Annotated in this window: 12 protein-coding genes; 1 reads left to right on the top strand and 11 read right to left on the bottom strand. The window is 57.0% G+C overall.

Annotated elements, in window-relative coordinates; all coding sequences use genetic code 11:
* The first annotated feature begins 141 nt into the window (after nucleotides 1-141).
* Nucleotides 142-1,473 (top strand): amino-acid N-acetyltransferase, encoded by a 1,332-nt coding sequence (gene argA, locus OOJ60_RS06925; protein ID WP_205612295.1) that lies wholly within the window; start codon nucleotides 142-144, stop codon nucleotides 1,471-1,473.
* A 40-nt stretch (nucleotides 1,474-1,513) separates the two neighbouring features.
* On the opposite strand, the gene recD is transcribed toward argA, so the two are convergent.
* The 11 genes from recD to ptsP form a co-directional block, all read right to left on the bottom strand.
* Nucleotides 1,514-3,340, bottom strand: a complete 1,827-nt coding sequence (recD, locus tag OOJ60_RS06930) for an exodeoxyribonuclease V subunit alpha (RefSeq protein ID WP_205612296.1) — start codon at nucleotides 3,338-3,340, stop codon at nucleotides 1,514-1,516.
* The gene (gene recB / locus OOJ60_RS06935) at nucleotides 3,337-6,882 is read right to left on the bottom strand and encodes an exodeoxyribonuclease V subunit beta (RefSeq protein ID WP_205612297.1); all 3,546 of its coding nucleotides are present in this window, start codon (nucleotides 6,880-6,882) and stop codon (nucleotides 3,337-3,339) included. Before recB ends, recD begins: the two co-directional genes overlap by 4 nt.
* A complete protein-coding gene (gene ptrA, locus OOJ60_RS06940; RefSeq protein WP_205612298.1) occupies nucleotides 6,875-9,763 on the bottom strand; it encodes a pitrilysin in 2,889 nt (962 codons plus the stop codon). Before ptrA ends, recB begins: the two co-directional genes overlap by 8 nt.
* Before the next feature lie 110 nt (nucleotides 9,764-9,873).
* Nucleotides 9,874-13,245, bottom strand: coding sequence for an exodeoxyribonuclease V subunit gamma (recC, locus tag OOJ60_RS06945; protein ID WP_205612299.1), 3,372 nt, complete (start codon nucleotides 13,243-13,245; stop codon nucleotides 9,874-9,876).
* 15 nt (nucleotides 13,246-13,260) lie between these two features.
* A complete protein-coding gene (locus OOJ60_RS06950; RefSeq protein WP_042288899.1) occupies nucleotides 13,261-13,581 on the bottom strand; it encodes a prepilin-type N-terminal cleavage/methylation domain-containing protein in 321 nt (106 codons plus the stop codon).
* Nucleotides 13,566-13,973 (bottom strand): DUF2509 family protein, encoded by a 408-nt coding sequence (locus OOJ60_RS06955; protein WP_205612300.1) that lies wholly within the window; start codon nucleotides 13,971-13,973, stop codon nucleotides 13,566-13,568. Before OOJ60_RS06955 ends, OOJ60_RS06950 begins: the two co-directional genes overlap by 16 nt.
* Complete coding sequence (locus OOJ60_RS06960; protein WP_205612406.1) at nucleotides 13,970-14,533, bottom strand: prepilin peptidase-dependent protein; 564 nt, start codon at nucleotides 14,531-14,533, stop codon at nucleotides 13,970-13,972. The genes OOJ60_RS06955 and OOJ60_RS06960 overlap by 4 nt, the downstream gene beginning before the upstream one ends.
* The gene (locus OOJ60_RS06965; protein WP_181822594.1) at nucleotides 14,524-14,994 is read right to left on the bottom strand and encodes a prepilin peptidase-dependent protein; all 471 of its coding nucleotides are present in this window, start codon (nucleotides 14,992-14,994) and stop codon (nucleotides 14,524-14,526) included. Before OOJ60_RS06965 ends, OOJ60_RS06960 begins: the two co-directional genes overlap by 10 nt.
* A gap of 183 nt (nucleotides 14,995-15,177) precedes the next feature.
* Nucleotides 15,178-15,972 (bottom strand): thymidylate synthase, encoded by a 795-nt coding sequence (thyA, locus tag OOJ60_RS06970; protein WP_042288907.1) that lies wholly within the window; start codon nucleotides 15,970-15,972, stop codon nucleotides 15,178-15,180.
* 6 nt (nucleotides 15,973-15,978) lie between these two features.
* Entirely contained in the window at nucleotides 15,979-16,854 is an 876-nt protein-coding gene (gene lgt / locus OOJ60_RS06975; protein ID WP_042288910.1) for a prolipoprotein diacylglyceryl transferase, read from the bottom strand.
* Between the two features lie 175 nt (nucleotides 16,855-17,029).
* On the bottom strand, nucleotides 17,030-19,276 hold the full coding sequence (gene ptsP, locus OOJ60_RS06980) for a phosphoenolpyruvate--protein phosphotransferase (protein WP_042288913.1): 2,247 nt from the start codon (nucleotides 19,274-19,276) through the stop codon (nucleotides 17,030-17,032).
* Between the last annotated feature and the right edge of the window lie 12 nt (nucleotides 19,277-19,288).

The following is a 19,288-nucleotide window of genomic DNA, read 5'->3' on the forward strand; positions in this document are numbered from 1 at the left end:
AATAAAAGGGTAAACATTCTTTTGGTATTCACGGTATTACTGAGAAAAAACTTTGCCCGGATTAAAATTTGCGCTTGCGCACGGCGAAGAAACAGAATAAAAATACAATAATTACGAATAATCATGCAGTGAGGGTAGGCCGTGGTGAAGGAACGTAGAACCGAACTGGTACAGGGATTCCGCCATTCTGTTCCCTATATCAATACCCATCGGGGAAAAACGTTTGTGATTATGCTTGGTGGCGAAGCCATTGAGCATGAAAACTTTTCCAGTATTGTCAACGACATTGGCCTTCTCCATAGCCTTGGCATTCGCCTGGTGGTGGTGTATGGCGCGCGTCCGCAAATCGACGCCAACCTGGCCGTGCATCATCATGAGCCGATGTATCACAAAAATACGCGTGTCACCGACGCCAAAACACTGGAACTGGTTAAACAGGCAGCGGGCACCTTGCAGCTGGATATCACTGCGCGCTTATCAATGAGCCTGAACAATACGCCGCTTCAGGGCGCGCACATTAACGTGGTCAGCGGGAATTTCATTATCGCGCAGCCGCTGGGCGTCGACGATGGGGTCGACTATTGCCACAGCGGACGCATTCGCCGTATTGACGGAGAGGCGATCCACCGGCAGTTAGACAGCGGCGCGATCGTACTGATGGGCCCGGTCGCGGTCTCGGTGACTGGCGAAAGTTTCAACCTGACGTCGGAAGAAATCGCCACCCAACTGGCGATCAAGCTGAAAGCAGAAAAGATGATTGGCTTCTGTTCGTCTCAGGGCGTGACCAACGAGGACGGCGATATCGTCTCTGAACTGTTCCCCAACGAAGCGCAGGCCAGAGTTGAGGCGCAGGAAGAAAAAGGCGATTACAACTCCGGCACCGTGCGTTTTCTGCGTGGGGCGGTGAAAGCCTGTCGCAGCGGCGTGCGCCGCTGTCATCTGATTAGCTATCAGGAAGATGGCGCGCTGTTGCAGGAGCTGTTCTCCCGTGACGGCATCGGGACCCAGATCGTAATGGAAAGCGCCGAACAAATTCGTCGCGCGACCATAAACGATATCGGCGGCATTCTGGAACTGATTCGCCCACTGGAGCAGCAGGGGATCCTGGTGCGCCGCTCACGCGAACAACTGGAGATGGAGATCGACAAATTCACCATTATTCAGCGCGATAACATGACCATCGCCTGCGCCGCCCTGTACCCCTTCCCGGAAGAAAAAATCGGCGAGATGGCCTGCGTGGCGGTGCATCCGGACTACCGTAGCTCCTCGCGGGGAGAAGTTCTGCTGGAACGCATTGCCGCCCAGGCAAAGCAAATTGGCCTGAGCAAGCTGTTCGTACTCACCACCCGCAGCATTCACTGGTTCCAGGAGCGCGGCTTTACGCCGGTGGACATTGATTTGTTGCCGGAAAGCAAAAAAGAGATGTACAACTACCAGCGGCGTTCAAAAGTGCTGATGGCGGATTTAGGATAAGCGGGGGCCGGAACGCGCAACCGCTTCTCCGGCCAGACAGTTAGCCTTCGCCATTGAACAACGCGGACAAACCGCTTCGGCGTTCGGTGCGGGTGGCCACCGCGCTGCTCAGAATGCGCTCATCGGCATACAGCGACAGCCGCTGGCGCGCGCGGGTTACAGCAGTGTACACCAGTTCGCGGGTCACCACCGGCGAGCGCTGGGTGGGCAACACCAGCGCCGCATGGTCGAACTCCGATCCCTGCGATTTATGCACCGTCATTGCCCACGTTGTTTCATGCTCCGGCAGGCGGCTGGGCTGTATGTCTTTGATGCTGCCGTCCGGCATCGCGAACCAAACCCGTAAGCCGTCCCCGCGCTCAAGCGCAATGCCAATATCGCCGTTAAACAGCCCCAGCGCGCTGTCGTTGCGGGCAATCATAACCGGCCGCCCTTCATACCAACGGGAATGCGGCAGACGGCGAATTTTCCGCTTCTGCTGCATAGCCTGCTCAAGACGTTCATTCAGTCCGCTGACGCCAAACGGCCCTTCACGGAGCGCGCAGAGCAACTGGAATTCATTGAAAGCCTCAATGATTGCGTCTGGTTCCGCACGCTGTGAAAGCAGTTGCAAATAGCGTCCGTAGCCGCGCAGCGCGTCATCAAGCATAGCGCTATAGTCTTCCCCGCTCTGCAATATCCGTTTCTCAATATCTGCAAAATCCTGCTGAAAGACGGTGTTTATCGCCGCCTTATCGCCCCGGTTGATCGCCGCCGCCAGTTGGCCAATGCCGGAATGGCTGCCAAAGCGATAGCTTTTTTGCAACAGACACAGGCTGTCCCGCAGAGAAGCGGCTTCAGTACCGGTACCTGCCGGGACGGGCATACCGGTCAGGCGGGTCAACTGTTGCGCCCGCTCCGGCGTATAACCCGCGTTCACATACGCGCAGATATCGCCGAGCACCGCCCCTGCTTCTACCGACGCCAGCTGGTCGCGATCGCCGAGGAAAATCACCCGCCCATGCGGCGGCAACGCGTCTATCAGGCGCGACATCATCGGCAGGTCAATCATGGACGCTTCATCAACCACCAGCACGTCCAGATGCAACGGGTTACCCGCGTGATGACGCAAGCGCTGACTGCCCGGTTGGGCGCCCAACAGCCGGTGCAGCGTGCTGGCCTCTTCAGGAATGCGTTTTTTCTGTTCGTCTGTCAGCGGAAGCTGGCGCAGGGCCTTACCTAATGATTCGGTCAGCCGCGCTGCCGCTTTGCCCGTCGGCGCCGCCAGTTGGATGCGGCATCGCTCGCCGTCCGCCAGTTGAATTAACGCCGCCAGCAGTCGCGCCACGGTTGTGGTTTTTCCCGTCCCCGGCCCGCCGGAAATCACCGAAATCCGTCGGGTCAGCGCGACCGCCGCCGCCACTTTTTGCCAGTTAATGTCATCAGCGTCCGGAAATAGCGCTTCCAGCGTTTGCGACAACAGGGCTTCATCCACCGCAATGGGCTGATTTACTTCGCTAAAGAACCGCGCTACCGTCCGTTCGTTACACCACATGCGATTCAGATACAAACGTTCGCCGTAGAGAATCATCGGCGAGGGACGCTCGCCGCGGCTGACCGCGCTGGAGGCCAGCAGACATTCACGCCAGTCTGCTGGCTCGCCGATCTCACTCAGGCAGGCGGCCAGCACCGGTGGCAGATCATCCTTCTGCGTCAGGCGCGCAAGCGGTAAACAGACGTGCCCCTCTCCGGCGTCCCGACTCAACAGCGCCGCCGCCAGCGTCACGGCAGGCTCATTCTCGCCAGTTACCGCCAGCGCAAACTGCGCGTCCAGCGGGCGAAGCTGTTTTTGTTCCACAGCGTCGAGCAGTCGCTCCTGTAACGTCATCGCGTCTCCTCCTCTGTCACACCCGCAAACATCTCATCCATGCGGGTAATCAGCTCGCTGTCAGGGCGGGTAGTGAAAATCCCCTGCTGCGGCTGTTCGCTGTCCACTCCGCGTAAAAACAGATAAATCACGCCGCCAACGTGGCGCGTATAGTCATAATCCGCAATGCGATGTCGCAGGTAGCGATGCAGCGCAAGGGTATAAAGCTGATACTGTAAATCGTAGCGGTGTGCCTGCATTGCCGCCGCCATCGCTTCCGGCGTGTAGGCCTGGCTATTGTCGCCCAGCCAGTTTGACTTATAGTCCAGCAGGTAATAGCGGCCTTGATGACGAAACACCAGGTCGATAAAGCCTTTCAGCATCCCACGAACCTGCGTGAAATCCAGCGGCGGACAGCCCGCCGAGAGCGGATCATATTGACGAATAAGCGCATCAAGTTCCGCAGCGACCAGCGGCTTGCCGATCGGCAGATAAAACTCCATCTCAACCTGTTTTTCACGCGCCGAAAGCTGGTTCAGGCTGACGCCCGTTTCATTGAGGGGGGTGCGTAAAATCGCCGCGATCCACTGGGTAAGCGTCGGCTCCCAGTGCGTCTCATAGCCGCCCAATTCAAGCTTTTCCCGTACCCAGGCGGGATCAACCGGCTGGGTAAAGTCGAGATCTTCAAACAGGCTGTGCAGGAACGTGCCCGGCGACGCGCCGCGCGGAAACTGGTGCGGCGTCAGTTCAGGGGCGTCCACCACCTCGCCGACGCCTGCGGCATCGATATCCAGTCGCGGCATAAGATCCTGAGCGATGCCGTGTCCGCGCTGCTGCAGGCCAGAATAACTGGTCACACGCCAGCTATCGCCGGGGGTGCGCAGTACATGACGAACGCTCAGCGCCGCCTCGCTTTCCGCGAAGGCTGGCAGTGACTCAGGACGGATCACGTCCGGGGTCCGGCAATGAATATGCTCATCGCACAGCGCTTCAATCGCGGCGCGAAGCCCGGCGGCGTCTTTCGGCTCGCCTTTTTGCAGCAGACGGCCAAGCGCGCTCAGATGCACATCGGTATCGCCTTTTTTGTCGCCCCGGCGGCGCACCAGAGGCGCAACGCCCAGACTACAGTGCCAGACGGAACGGGTCAGCGCCACGTAAAGCAACCGCAGATCTTCCGCCAGCCGCTCGGCTTCGGCCAGCGCAATGCTCTCTTCCGCATGGCTGAGATCCAGTACCGCTTCAAAGGACTGACGATCATGGTAAAACGCCTGATCCTGAACGCGAAAGTGGGTGATAAACGGCAGCCACACCAGCGGGTATTCCAGCCCTTTCGATTTATGAATGGTGACGATTTGCACCAGATGCTTATCGCTTTCCAGACGCATCTGCTGGCTGGCGGCATTGTTGTCCGGCTCAAGAATATGTTGAGAAAGCCAGCGTACCAGCGCATGTTCGCTCTCCAGCTGCGACGCCGCCTCCTGCAATAGCTCGCTGATGTGCAGGATATCGGTCAGGCGACGTTCGCCCCCCGCCGTTGCCAGCAGGTTTTCCGCGATATGACGCGCCGACATCAGCGCGCGCAGCATCGGCATGACGCCGCGCTTCTGCCAGATCTGACGATAACCGACAAACTCTTCCACCACCCGATCCCAGGCGCTTTCGCTTTGATTAAGCGTTTCGATATCACGGGCGTTCAGTCCCATCATCGAAGTAGCTAACGCGCTACGTAAGGTATTTTCCCGCTCAGGGTTCATGACCGCCTGCAGCACCCAGAGCATTTCCTGGGCTTCCAGCGTGTCGAACACGCTGTCGCGGTTGGATAGATAGACAGAAGGAATGGCAAGCAGGGTCAGGGCATCGCGCACCAGCGCGGCTTCCTGGCGGCTTCTGACCAGTACGCTGATATCGGACGCGCTCACCGCTTGCGCGCGCTCACCGCGGATGAGCAGAGCGTCGCCACGCTGCCCGGCTTCCAGCCAGTCGCGGATTTGCGCAGCACAGACCTGCGCCATGTAGCTCTGGTAATCCCCCACGCCGCAGCCTTCCCCGTCCATCAGCCACATTGTCATCGCGGGCTGTGCTTCGCCACGAAACTCAAAGCGCAGCGACTGGTTTTTTTCGGCTGACTTAACTGGCTGGAACGGAATCTCACGAAACATGAAGGCATCGTCCATCTGGCCGAACAGTCGGTTAACACTGTTGACCATTCCTGGCGCGGAACGCCAGTTGGTATCGAGCGTATAGTGCGCGTTCACTTCGCTACGCGCTTTCATATACGTGAAGATGTCCGCGCCGCGAAATGCATATATCGCCTGCTTCGGGTCGCCGATCAGTAACAGCGCCGTCTCCGGCTGCCGCTGCCAGATACGGCGGAAAATTCGGTATTGCTGGGGATCGGTGTCCTGGAATTCGTCAATCATCGCGACCGGAAAACGGGTACGAATGGCGGCCGCCAGCGCATCGCCGCTCTCACTGCGCAGCGCGGCGTCCAGCCTGCTGAGCATGTCGTCAAACCCGAGTTCGCCGCGGCGGCGCTTTTCGCGGGCAACCGTTTCACGAATTTCCGCCAGCGCGCGCGTGATCACCAAATCCCGGATGGTCAGAGGCTCCGCCAGCAGTTCATCAATGGCGACAAACAGCGGATGTTCCGGCACGACGCCGCCCGCTTTGGTCCGTTCCTGCAAAAAACGCTGCGAAAATTTCTCCAGCGCGTCCGGGAGCTGGTAACTCAGGGTCTCTTCCTGCGCCCAGGCGCTGATCTTTTCGATCCATTTACCCTGATTACCACGGTTAAATTTGCGCCGATCAATGCCAGAGGATTCCAGCAGCCCCTCCAGTTGGTCGACTGATTCACACCACTTTTGCTTGAGCGCGTTGATCCGTCCGACGATGGCGTCATGACGGGAGGCCAGCGTTTCGTCATCGGGCGGCGGCGCTTTAATGACCGGCGCTTCCCCCTGCAAATAACGATTGATATCGGCGAGCAGCGACTTAGGGCCTTTCCAGGTCTCAAATACCACCTGAGCGATTTCACGCGGTAAGGGATAGCAGTGGCGACGCCAGAAATCCGCGCACGCCTGATAGCGCAGCAGGGATTCGTCCTCAATCAATTGCTGTTCAAACAGCATGCCGGACTCAAAGGCATTCAGGCTCAGCATGCGCTGACAAAAACCATGGATAGTAAACACCGCCGCCTCGTCCATCTGCCGCTCAGCCAGCAGCAGCCACTGGGCCGCCTGTTCGGTATCGGCGATCTCATCCAGCAGGCTGGCATAAAGCGGGTTATCGGTGGACTTGCGCAGGCAGGCGATACGCAGCTCATGAATATTGCTGCGAATACGGCCGCGGAGTTCTTCGGTGGCGGCCTCGGTGAAGGTCACCACCAGGAGTTCTTCCACGGTGAGCGGACGAGGAAAGGCGGCTGTACCGCCGAGTCCAAGCAACAGGCGCAAATAAAGCGCTGCGATGGTAAAGGTTTTGCCGGTCCCCGCCGAGGCTTCAATCAGGCGCTCGCCCGTAAGGGGCAAGCGCAGGGGATCAAGGGACTCGGCAACATCATTCATTCTTATCACTCATCAGGGGCAAAGTTTGCTGCAACGCGCTGACGTTATCCCACACTTTCCAGCCTTCCGGGCGGGCGTAACCCGTCTTCCCGCTCTGACCACCGGAAATTTGCGACAGTATCGCCATGCCTTGCGGCGCGACCACCGCCTGATGGAAGAAATCCGCGAGCTTCTGTGGCGTCAGCAGTTTTATCTGGGCGACGATTTTATCACGCGAATCGAAACGCATATTGCCGCGATCGAAATCTTTGCTGATTTTCGATGCTTCTTCACCCAGCGTCTGCGGCGCCTGCACCATTTGCGCAATGATCGCCTGCTGGATCTGCACAAACTCTTCCGGCTTCATTGCCCGTAGTTTTGCTTCCGCCGTTGGGAAAAACGCTTTATAACGCTCCCACAAATACTTAGGTTGTTTGTCGCTGCTTTGCAGGAGGAAGCCCATCCCCCATTGACGCCCTACGCTCATCGGGAAAGCGAATACCGCGTAACCCAGTTGTTCTTCAGTACGAAGCTGATGGTAAAACCACGGCTGCACAATCTGACCGAGCATCGCACTGTAGGCCGAGCTGGCATACTCGTCGTAGCCCGTGGGCACAAAGACCGCCGCCAGTGCGGAGTCTGTACTGCTGCCCGCTTTTTCAAAAATCACGGACTGCTTTTTATCGACCACCACATCTTTATTACGACACCACTCAGAGCCGTTCGCGCCCAGCTGTTTCTGGATATCGCGCGCCATTGACGTCACCTGCGCCTCGCTCATGTTGCCGATAGCCAGGAACTCCGGACGCGCGCCGGTTTTTAACGCCTCACGATACTCCATCACCTCTTTCAGCGTGATTGACGGCAGCAGCGCGCGACGCTCATCGCGGGTGAAATAAGGCACCTGCGAGATCATCTGCACCGGCATGATGGCTTGCTCGTAAGCTTTACCTTTCTCAGCGGAATCCATCATCTGGCTGTACCAGGATTTCGCCTGTTCCAGCTGTTCTTCCGTCGCGCTATAGGTGAAATACCCTTCAAGCAGCGCCTTGAAAAGCTGCGGCAAGCGCTGCGTATAACCGTCGGCATTCAGCATCAGACCATTATTCGCGTTCGTGGAAAAGCCGATCCCGCCGACGGAGGCCTGGTTGCTTAACTGATCGAGCGCGATCCCCGCCAGATAATCATTCAGGGCAAACATCACCTGATTTCTGGCGCTGTCCATCGCTTTAGGGTTGCGCAAAATGACGCTGACGTCCGCCCTGGGTTCGCTGGCAAAGTGCTGGCTTGGCGCGTAAACCACTCGCAGCGCCGGCTCATCGACAATCAGCGCCGGGCGGGGGTATGACTTTTGCGGTTTAGTCAGGGTGAAATCGTCAGGAATATAGGGGTTAAGTTCCGGCAGCGACAGGGTAATGCCCTGCGCTTTTTTCTGCCATGCAGCAAACGTCTGCTCGCTGATTTTATCAACCTGATACGGCGCATCGACAAAGTAAGCGGTTTTATTGTGCGGCTCTTTCGGGCTGATGTACCAGATACGCGCATTTTGCGGCGTCATCATGCCAAGACGCGCATTTATCGCTTTGGCGTCGTAATGATCGGCAATGTTTACGGCGTCGAGAGTATGCGCCACCGGTACGCGGATCATGGTATCCGCCAGCCACTCGACGTAGTCCATATCGCGGGTAATTGACGGATAACGGAAGTCGAGGTCAAGTACATGCGCCAGTTCGTCAAAGTAGCGCTTATCAATTCCCTTTTCACGCAGCAGATTGAGGTAACTGAAAATAGCGGCGACAACCTCTTCGCGTTGGGCCAGCCCTTTGTCGGTCAACGTAGCCGAAATTGCCAGCACGCCGCTGTTGCCATTCACTACCGGATCGGAGTCCGCGCGAATACCTTCCACCAGTCCCTGCTTTTGTAGCCAGTCAGAAAGCGTGCCTGGCGTACGATTACCGATCAAATATGCGATCAGTTCGTCCGTTTTGCTGCGAAACTGCGCGCTGTTATTGTCGATGCGAAACTCGACGCGCAGCACTTTTCGCGGCAGCGCGGGAACGTAGTGGATGATAATCCCTTTTTGCGCGTCGGTGACCACCGGGACGGTGATAGCCGGTTTTTCGATGTTTTTATTCGGCACCCGACCATAGGTTTCAGCAGCCATCTTCGCCAGCTCCGGCAGCGGCTTATTGCTGTATATCACCGCTTTCATGAGGTTGGCGGAGTAATATTTTTTATGGAAGTCGACCAGCGCCTGTTGCACCGGGTTTCCGGGTTTATCGCTCAGGGTTTCCAGGTTTCCACCGGAAAAGCGTGAGCCCGGGTGCGCAGGGTTGATGGTTTCTGCGCTGACCTGCGCCATTCGCATCCCGTCACGAGTACGCGCCATCGTCAACTCTGCGTTCACCGCGTTGCGTTCACGATCCGCATATTTTTTATCCAGAAGCGGTTGTGCGACGGCGTCTGACAATCGATCAACGGCTCCGGCCAGAGCGTCGTTTTCGACTTCCAGATAAAAAGCGGTGCGATACGGCGCGGTGCTGGCGTTATGGCTGCCGCCGTGCAGTTTGAGATATTCAGCAAGGCTGTCGGCCTGAGGGTATTTTTTCGATCCCATCAGACACATATGCTCAAGATAGTGCGCCAGCCCCTGATGCGCCTCCGGATCTTCAAGCGAACCAACGGGTACCACCAGCGCAGAGAGGGATTTTACCGCCTGCGGATCGGATACCAGCAAAACCACCATGTCATTATCCAGACGCACGGCCTGATACTGACGGGTATCTTTGTCGCTTTTCCGGATAGTTTCCGCTATGGGTTGCCAACCGGTGTCTGCCTGACTTAAGGGCGCCCAAAAGGCGACGAACAACAGTAACGCTTTGAACCAGGTGCTGCGGGGCATTCAAAAACCTCATCATTAACTTTCTTTCTGCGCAAAGACACGCCGTTTGCGACTCCGGGCAGGGCAACGCATCTTAAAGGAAGCCTTTAAATTGCGCAATTTTTATACAATCATGACGACTGATTAAATCTGAAAAGCGGAAGCAGGTAACGTTGCGACTGCGCGAGTATCATCTCAAGCGTGTCTGGCTCCAGCTGCCGCCACAGGCGCTGATACCAGATATCATCGCCTTCGCCACGCACGATCATATTCCCTTCGTAAGCCTGCAAAAACTTCGTGCGGGCCTTCTGGCGCGTGTCGTCGTCCTCTAACATGGCATCATTTGCCGCGTCGTAACAGGCTTTTATCCACGCGCCGCCGCTTTCCGGCAGAACCAAAAGCGGCGCGGACATCCCTTCGCGATAGCCTTCAATCAGTTGCGCAAGGTAGCCTAACGCCTGCTCTTTTTCTAACGGCGGGAAGCGCCATTCGCCGTCTTTTCGCAAAAACAGCCGACTTTCGCCTTTTCCCCCGCAGGCACAATAGACAAGGTGTTCGAGCCAAAGTTGCACGCCCTGCGAAACGCTGATTAGGGAAGGCCGCCAGCGTAACAGGCCGTCCTCCTGCACCTGCGGCAGCCAGCCGGTCAACTGGACGCCGTGACAGTCGAGATCAATTTCCAGACTCTGACTCGGCTGGCGACAGGCAATAATTTTGTCGGCCAGCGTCTGCATTTCCTGATGCTGAGCTTCCCAGAAAATTTCGCCAAACGCCCCGTAAGGCAGATCGCCCGCCGCGCGGAAACGACGGAACAGGCTTTCCGCATCGCCCTGCTCGACCAGCGCGTTCAGCAACTGCTGGTTGAGCTGATAACGGCTTAAACCTTCCAGAGTAAAAGGCTCCGTGTCCGGAATATCACTCTCCTCAGCGCGAAAATTAACCCGCAATCGCATCTGGAAAAACGCCCGTACCGGATGCGCCCAGAAACGCTGAAGCGTGTCGAGATTCAACGTATCCGGCATCGCAAATTCCAGCGGCTGGACAAAATCGCTATGGGCCTTTCCGCTACGGCTGGCCGCTGGCAACCACTCGCTGGCGTAGCTCTGCAACTCGCCAGGCTGGAAGTTCTGCGCGTCAAACGGCATTCGCGTATGCAGACAGGCAATATGTGCTTTCACCCGCGCCTCGCTTTCATCGCAGGTCAGCGCCTCGTCGCCCGGCAAATAATGGCTTTGTCCGATATAGTCGAGCAGTTCCTGCACCAGAACCGAAGGAAAGCGTTCACTGTTATCCTGAATGGAGCGCCCGATGTAGCTGATATACAACGTCTGTTGGGAAGAAATTAATGCTTCCAGGAATAAGTAGCGGTCATCATCCCGACGACTGCGATCGCCACGCATTGGCTTCTGGTTCATCAGGTCAAAACCAAGCGGGGGCAGTTGGCGTGGGTAAATGCCGTCGTTCATTCCCAGCAAACAAACCACTTTGAACGGGATGGACCGCATCGGCATCAGGGTACAGATGTTCACCGGGCCGGCCAGGAATCGCTGACTGATTCGCTCCTGATCCAGTCGCTGCGCCAGTTCATCACGCAGTAGCGAAAGCGGTACCGCATCGCCATATTCCGCGCCTATTCCTTCGGCAATAATCGTCTGCCACTGCTGCTCTATCAGCGTCATGGCGGCTTCCGTTTCGCTGTCCGGCTGGAAAAAATCGTTGAGCATGTCCCGGCAAACGGGTAACCACTCCTCCAGAGGCCGCTCCTGCGCCAGTCCACGTCGCCAGATGTTGAGCTGCATCAGCAGAGACGCAAGATGCCCAACCAGTTCCGCAATCAGCCCGCTGGATTCGTCATACGGCAGGACGGACTGCCATTCGCCCTGCGCGCTTTCCATCGCGTAGCCGAGCAGCATTCGCGTCAGGCCAAATCGCCAGGTGTGCTGCCCCGTCGCCGGAAGCGCCAGCTCCCGTACGTTATCGTCATCAATCCCCCAACGGATGCCGGATTCGTTAACCCACAACCGCAGATAGCGCAGCCCTTCTTCACTGATATTAAAACGCGCCGCCAGCACCGGCACATCCAGTAAAGCCAGCACATCTTCAGAAACAAAGCGGCTGTCAGGCAGTGACAGCAGACTGATAAACGCCTGCAAAACCGGGTGAGACTGGCGGGCGCGGCGATCCGAAATGGCATAGGGCAGATAACGCTCAGGCGGCGCGCTGCCAAATACCGCCTGAATAAACGGGCTATAACTGTCGATATCCGCCACCATTACGATAATATCGCGCGGGGTCAGCGAGGGATCGGCCTCAAGCATTGCCAGCAGGCGATCGTGAAGCACTTCCACTTCTCGCTGCGGACTATGACAAACGTGAAAAGTAACGCTGGTATCGTTCGGGTCAAGCCGACGCTTACTGTCGCTGCGCGAATATTCTTCCAGATTCACGCCCGCTACCGCGCGGTTCTCCAGCTCAAGGATATCGGCCTGAATAGCGTGCAGCAGGTTATCCGGCGTGACGTCGACGAACGCATCCAGCTCCTGGCTGTTTTCCAGTTCGGAGAGCAGGTAAATGTAGTCTCGTCCCAGCTTCCCCCATGACGCCAACATTGGATTGCCGACGTCCTGTTCTCCGTCGCGGTTAAATAAGCTTTCGGCTTTCGCATTATCACGAAACAACGGTAAATGGCGCTCTTCGAAGCTATGCTGCCGTTGACGCGCCAGCAGCTTTGCCAGCCAGGCCGGATCTTTAATATCACCCCAGTAATAACGGCAGGGATTGGTAAAAAGCAAATGAATGTCGATATGTTTACCGAGGGCCTGCAGCGCCTGCAAATAGACGGGCGGTAGCGCGGAAATTCCGCAGATAAACACCCGAGAAGGCAGCCCGGGCGGACAGGAACTGGCGTTGTTAAGAGTCTGAATGAAACGCTGGTAAAGGTTAGCGCGGTGCCAGCGCGGTTGTCCTAACTCCGCGGTGTATTCCACCAGCGCCTTCCACAGCGGCGCCTGCCAACGTTGAGCCTCGCCCAGCCCCTCAATCCTGCGCCCTGTTTCCCACTGCGTCAGCCAGTCAGGACGGTAAACCAGGTACTGGTCGAACAGATCCGCCGCGCGCGAAGAAAGCTGGAACAGTTTGCGTTTGTCACTGTCGTCCGTCAGATAGTGGCGCAGCAACGCGAAGTCGTCTTGCTCCAGAAGCTGTGGCAACAGCGTCATAAGTTTCCAGCTCATGCTCTGTTTGCTAAATGCGCTCTCTTTAGGAATTTCCGGCAACACGCGAACAAACATGTCCCAGATAAAACTCGCCGGCAGGGGAAACTCGATATTGGCGGCGATGCCAAACTTCTGCGAAAGGGTCATTTGTAACCACTGCGCCATACCGGTGCTCTGCACCAAAATCATTTCTGGCTCGAACGGATCGTCCAGCCGCTCGCGCTCGACGATAAACTCCATCAACGCTTCCAGCACATCCAGACGGTTTGAGTGGTAGACCCTTAACATAGAGACTCCTGACAACTAACGATTAGGGCAGTGCAGACGCGTCATCGCGCCCTGTCTGCCCAGCGGTGAAACCAGCTGAACGCTGATGCTGACACATCCGGCCTGCGTTGTCTGCATCCGGTTAACCCGCCAGTTATCAGGTGGCGATAATGGCCGCAGTTGCGTTTGTCGCCAGGCGAGTCGCCACTGTTGCAGATACTGGCCGTTCACGACAAAACTGTTCATTAGCGCACGCTGATACCCGGAAAGCGCGGTGACCACCATGACCATCAACAGCATGGCTAACAGCACGTCAGGCAGGCTAAAACCACGCTGGCGGCTCAGGGAAGCTGGCATAGCGCAACCTCCCGCAGCGGGCAAAAATCGCTCCAGCCAGACGGAGAAAACACGACGCTTTCTTCGCGCTGTTCCGCTTGTCGCCATAATGATGTCCCCTGCCAGCTTGTAATAAGCAGCGCGCGTTTTCCATCGATCTGACGCAGGCAGACGGGAACCCTTTCCGCCGCATAATACCGACACTGTTTTTCAGCGCCTGTGCCCCAATGCTGCATTCTGCCCCACTCTATGGCTGACTGCACCAGCGCCTGACGCTGTAAGGCCTGGCTTTCCAGCGCCACGCGCCGGGAAAAATGCGTTTGCTGCTGGTTTAGCCCTTGCAACAGCAGGCTCCCAAGCACCAAGAGCAACAGTACCAGCGCAAGAGAAGAGACGCCTCGCTCACGGTTCACAGATTAAATCCCGTCACGCTATATAACACGTCAATCGCCATCCGCGGACGGGCCCGGCTCTCGCCGCGCAACCGTAGGGTCAGTTCGGGCGAAAAACCAGCAGTGTCTTGCCGTTCAACCACAAACCCGGTGATCTGAACGGTGTCTGGATCGGTCATTTTATCCCAACCTTTGTCGGTACAGCTTCTTGCCCCCCGCAATGTTTCCAACGCGCTACCGCTAAGACGAAACCCAATCTGTTCGGCGTCTTTTAGCGGCTCGCGCTCCCAGATACCGTTACCGTTGGCATCCCACTGCGCGATCACGCATTGCCCCTGTTGGGCAATAAACAACCCTTTTCCCTTGCAGCTACCATAACAATACCCGGCTCGCTGAAGATGCTTCGCGACGGTATACACCCGCTGCCACACGTCGTCTTCCAGCGAAAGCCTTCGGGTATGCTGCAAAATGTCGCGCTGTAAGGCGGGCAAAAAGCGGGCGGCTCCCAACAGCAGTACACTACCGATGGCCATCGCGATTAAAACTTCGAGCAATGAAAATCCGCGTTCGTTCATCGGCAGGCCTCGGTGTTGTCGCGCTCGCACAAGCGAATGCGCCCCCACGGCGACACAACCAGACGCCATTCTCCCGCCGGGTTTTTCAGGCGGATATGTCCGGCCCAGGCAGTGTTGCGCAGGCCAAAGAAGGCCAGCGACGGCGTGATCTCCGCGATGGCGATGTCGTGCCAACGCGGCGTAAAGACCAGCGCGGAACGTGGCACACAGGTCGTTTGTTGGGCAAGCGAACTGACAAGACACTCTCTTTCCTCCTCCCTGATGACGGCAATGGTATGGTCGCGGTTATGCCAGTTGGCATCTTCACGCAGTTGAAGCAAATAATCCCGCAGTTCGCAGGCGGTCTGCCATAAGCGCTGCTGTTGCTGCCAGCGTTGCCAGCCATACAGTCCCGTTGCACTCAGGCTGACGATAATAAGCATCGCGACCAGCATTTCGATGAGCGTATAACCCTGCTGTTTTTTCATAGCGGCAGTATGGCCGGGCGAAAAATAAAAACGAGGGGAGAACGCGGATTATTCGGCGCGTTACGAAGAATATTTACGGCGTTGCAGCAGATTGCAGAATCGTTGGAATCCGCGCCGAAAGATCGGTATCAGGATAAAAAAAACCGACGCACTGTGGCGTCGGTCATGACAGGATAGCAAGGGTCAGATAGCCACGGGCGCTTTGATGCCGGGATGCGGATCGTAGCCCTCAATATCAAAGTCTTCAAAGCGATAGTCGAAGATCGATGCCGGCTTACGCTTGATCACCAGTTTCGGTAGCGCGCGCGGTTCACGGCTTAACTGCAAGTGCGTTTGCTCCATATGGTTGCTGTACAGGTGGGTGTCGCCACCGGTCCAGACGAAATCGCCCACCTCCAGGTCGCACTGTTGCGCCATCATATGCACCAGCAGGGCGTAGCTGGCGATGTTGAAAGGCAGGCCGAGGAACACGTCGCAAGAACGTTGATAAAGCTGGCAGGAGAGCTTGCCGTCCGCCACATAGAACTGGAAGAACGCATGGCAGGGCGCCAGCGCCATTTTATCCAGTTCGCCGACATTCCAGGCAGAAACGATGATACGGCGCGAATCGGGGTCGTTTTTCAGCTGATTCATCACCGTGGTGATCTGGTCGATATGACGGCCGTCAGGCGTCGGCCAGGCACGCCACTGCTTGCCGTAAACCGGACCGAGATCGCCATTTTCATCCGCCCATTCATCCCAGATGGAGACATTATTTTCATGCAGATAAGCGACGTTGGTGTCACCCTGCAGGAACCACAGCAGTTCATGAATGATCGAGCGCAGATGGCAACGCTTTGTCGTCACCAGCGGGAATCCTTCCTGCAGGTTAAAACGCATCTGATGACCAAAAATGGAAAGCGTTCCGGTTCCGGTGCGGTCGTTTTTCTGTGTGCCTTCATCCAGCACTTTTTGCATCAGTTCTAAATACTGTTTCATGGTTCCTCAGGAAACGTGTTGCTGCGGGCTGCGGCGGTAAGCCCAAACCATCATGATCACACCAGCGACAATCATCGGAATTGAGAGGATCTGCCCCATGCTGATGTACTGTACCCATTCGCCGGTAAACTGCGCATCCGGCTGGCGGAAGAATTCCACGATGATACGAAACGCGCCGTAACCAATCAAAAACAATCCGGATACGGAGCCCATCGGTCGCGGTTTACGAATAAACAGGTTAAGAATGATAAACAGGACTATCCCTTCCAGCACCATTTCATAGAGCTGGGAAGCGTGGCGAGGCAGGACGCCGTAGGTGTCAAAAATGGACTGCCACTGCGGATGCGTTTGCAGCAGCAGAATATCCTCGGTACGCGAGCCAGGGAACAGCATGGCGTAAGAGAAATCAGGGTCCACACGCCCCCACAGTTCGCCGTTGATAAAGTTGCCCAGACGGCCCGCGCCCAGGCCAAACGGGATCAACGGCGCGATAAAATCAGAAACCTGGAAGAAGTTACGCTTTGTGCGTCTGGCAAAAATGATCATCACCAGAATCACGCCGATCAGGCCGCCGTGGAAGGACATGCCGCCGTCCCAGACGCGGAACAGATACAGGGGATTTTCCAGAAACAACGGGAAGTTATAGAACAGCACGTAGCCAATACGTCCGCCGAGGAATACCCCGAGGAAGCCTGCATAGAGTAAATTTTCGACTTCATTCCTGGTCCAGCCGCTGCCCGGGCGGTTGGCACGCCGCGTCGCCAGCCACATCGCAAAAATGAACCCCACCAGATACATTAAGCCGTACCAGTGAAGCGCGACGGGTCCAATTGAGAAAATGACCGGATCGAATTCCGGAAAATGCAGATAGCTACTGGTCATCTGTCACCACAAGTTCTTGTAATTTTGCTGAAATAAGTCAGCGCGCGAGATGCACGCCCGCAGGTTACAGGCGCTCCGAAGGTGCGAATAATAGCATAAGGGGCGCGCGGCAGTTGCGTCGGGTTGTAAAAGTTCTGTCAGGCAACGGACAAACGCACTGGAAACAGTTGCGTAATCACAGTCCGCCGCGGATCAAACCGCCGACCCCACGCCGCTCCATAAAGGCTGCGACCTGATGCCGGACCTCCGTCGCCAGCTGCGCCTCCAGACTGCGCCGGGCGAGCACCTTCGCGTCTTCAAAATCGATATGGCGAAGCAGGTATTTCACTCGCGCTACCGAACGGCCGTTCATCGAAAGATGGCGGAACCCAAGACCAATCAGGATCGGTACGCACATGGGATCCCCGGCCATTTCACCGCACAGGCGCAGATCAATGCCGCTTCGCTCCGCTTCCTGCACGATCATTGCCAGCGCGCGCAGCATGCCTGGATGCAGGCTGTCATAAATACTGGCGACGCGCGTGTTATTGCGATCTACCGCCAGAATGTACTGGGTCAGATCGTTCGTGCCAACCGAGATAAAGTCGATGCGACTGGCAAGATGCGGCAGCATAAACACCATTGACGGCACTTCAAGCATGATGCCGATCCGTGGTTTAGGGATCGCGTAACCGATCATCTCTTCCACTTCGCGCCCGGCGCGATCGATCAACCGCCGCGCTTCATCCACTTCATCAATGCTGGTGACCATCGGCAGCAAAATGCTCAGGTTGCCCGTTGCCGCGTTGGCGCGGAGCATCGCACGCACCTGGATCAGGAAGATCTCCGGCTGATCGAGCGTAATGCGGATCCCCCGCCAGCCAAGACACGGGTTCTCTTCGCTGATCGGCATATACGGCAGCTGTTTGTCCGCCCCGACGTCCAGCGTACGCAGCGTGACCGGCTTGTCGTTAAACATTTGCAGCATGCCCTGATACTGCGCGACCTGCTCCTCTTCAGACGGAAAGCCGCTTTGCAGCATGAAGGGTATTTCGGTGCGGTACAGGCCAATACCGTCAATGCGGCTACCGAGTTTTTCTTCATGCTCCGGACTCAGACCGGCGTTCAGCATCACCTTAACCCGTTCGCCGCTTTTCAACTGCGCAGGCTGGTTGACATCATCTTCCGCCAGACGGCTGAGCGCGATCTCCTCGCTGACAAGCCGCTGATATTCCTGGATCAATACCGGTTCAGGATCAACCAGTAGTTCGCCACGATAGCCGTCCACCACCAGCGTGCGCCGATGCAGTACCGAAGGCTGAATATCGGCCCCCATGACGGTCGGGATCCCCAGCGCGCGAACCATAATCGCCGCATGTGAGTTGGCGGCGCCGTCACGAACCACAACGCCAGCCAGTCTGTCCTGCGGCAGCTCCGCAAGCGTCGCGGCGGAAAGCTCATCGGCAACCAGAATAAAGCGCTCCGGCCAGGCGTTTGGCCCCTGGATGGCGTCATCAAGATGGAACAACAAGCGCTGGCCGAGCGCGCGCAGATCGCCCGCACGCTCTTTTAAATAATTGTCACTCAGCGCCGCAAACTGTTCGGCAAACTTCTCGATGATCGTTTTGACCGCCCATTCCGCCACTGCGCCTTTATCGACTTCGGCGAACAGCTCCCGCCGCAGCCGGGCATCAGAGAGCAGGTGCGAATAGAGATCAAATATCGCCGCCGTCTCTTTTTGCGCGCCAGCCGCATAGCGTTTACTGTAACGGCGAAATTCGTTCGCCGCTTCTTCGAGCGCGCCGGTCAGACGCTCGCGCTCTAGCGCCGGATCCAGAGTGGAAGCCTGATACACCTGCTCCATCAGCGGCAGCGTTGCATCCTGCCAGCCTTCGGCAATGGCAATACCTGGCGAGGCGGGCAGCGCGCGGATGCGCGTCTGACGGTACTGACCGAACAGCGCGGTGAGCTGAGACTGTGAAAGAATGGCCGCCATCTGGGTGGCGAGCGTGACGAGGAATGATTCTTCGCTTTCGTCGTACTGGCGCAGCTCGCGCTGCTGAACCACCAGCACGCCCAGCAGTTGTCGCCGCTGGATGATCGGCACGCCAAGAAACGCGCGAAAGCGCTCTTCTTTAACTGAGGGAATGTACTTGAAACTGGGGTGTTTTTGCGCATCGGCAAGGTTGATCGGCTCCGCCAGCCTGCCTACCAGGCCGACGATCCCTTCATCGAAGGCGAGCGCAACCGTGCGACCTCGCGGTTTTTTTAGCCCCCGCGTCGCCATGAGATAATAACAACGTCGATCGTGATCGGCCAGGTAGACCGAACAGACCTCAGTATCCATCGCCAGACAGATGTCGGTGACCAGGATGTTCAACGCTTCATTCAGACGTGGAGCACTGGCCACCTTTTCGACTATTTCGCGCAGGCGGGTGAGCATAATTTGCGTGGC

Origin of the sequence: Citrobacter sp. R4, from assembly GCF_026719175.1 — a bacterium.
Lineage (GTDB): Bacteria > Pseudomonadota > Gammaproteobacteria > Enterobacterales > Enterobacteriaceae > Citrobacter_A > Citrobacter_A sedlakii.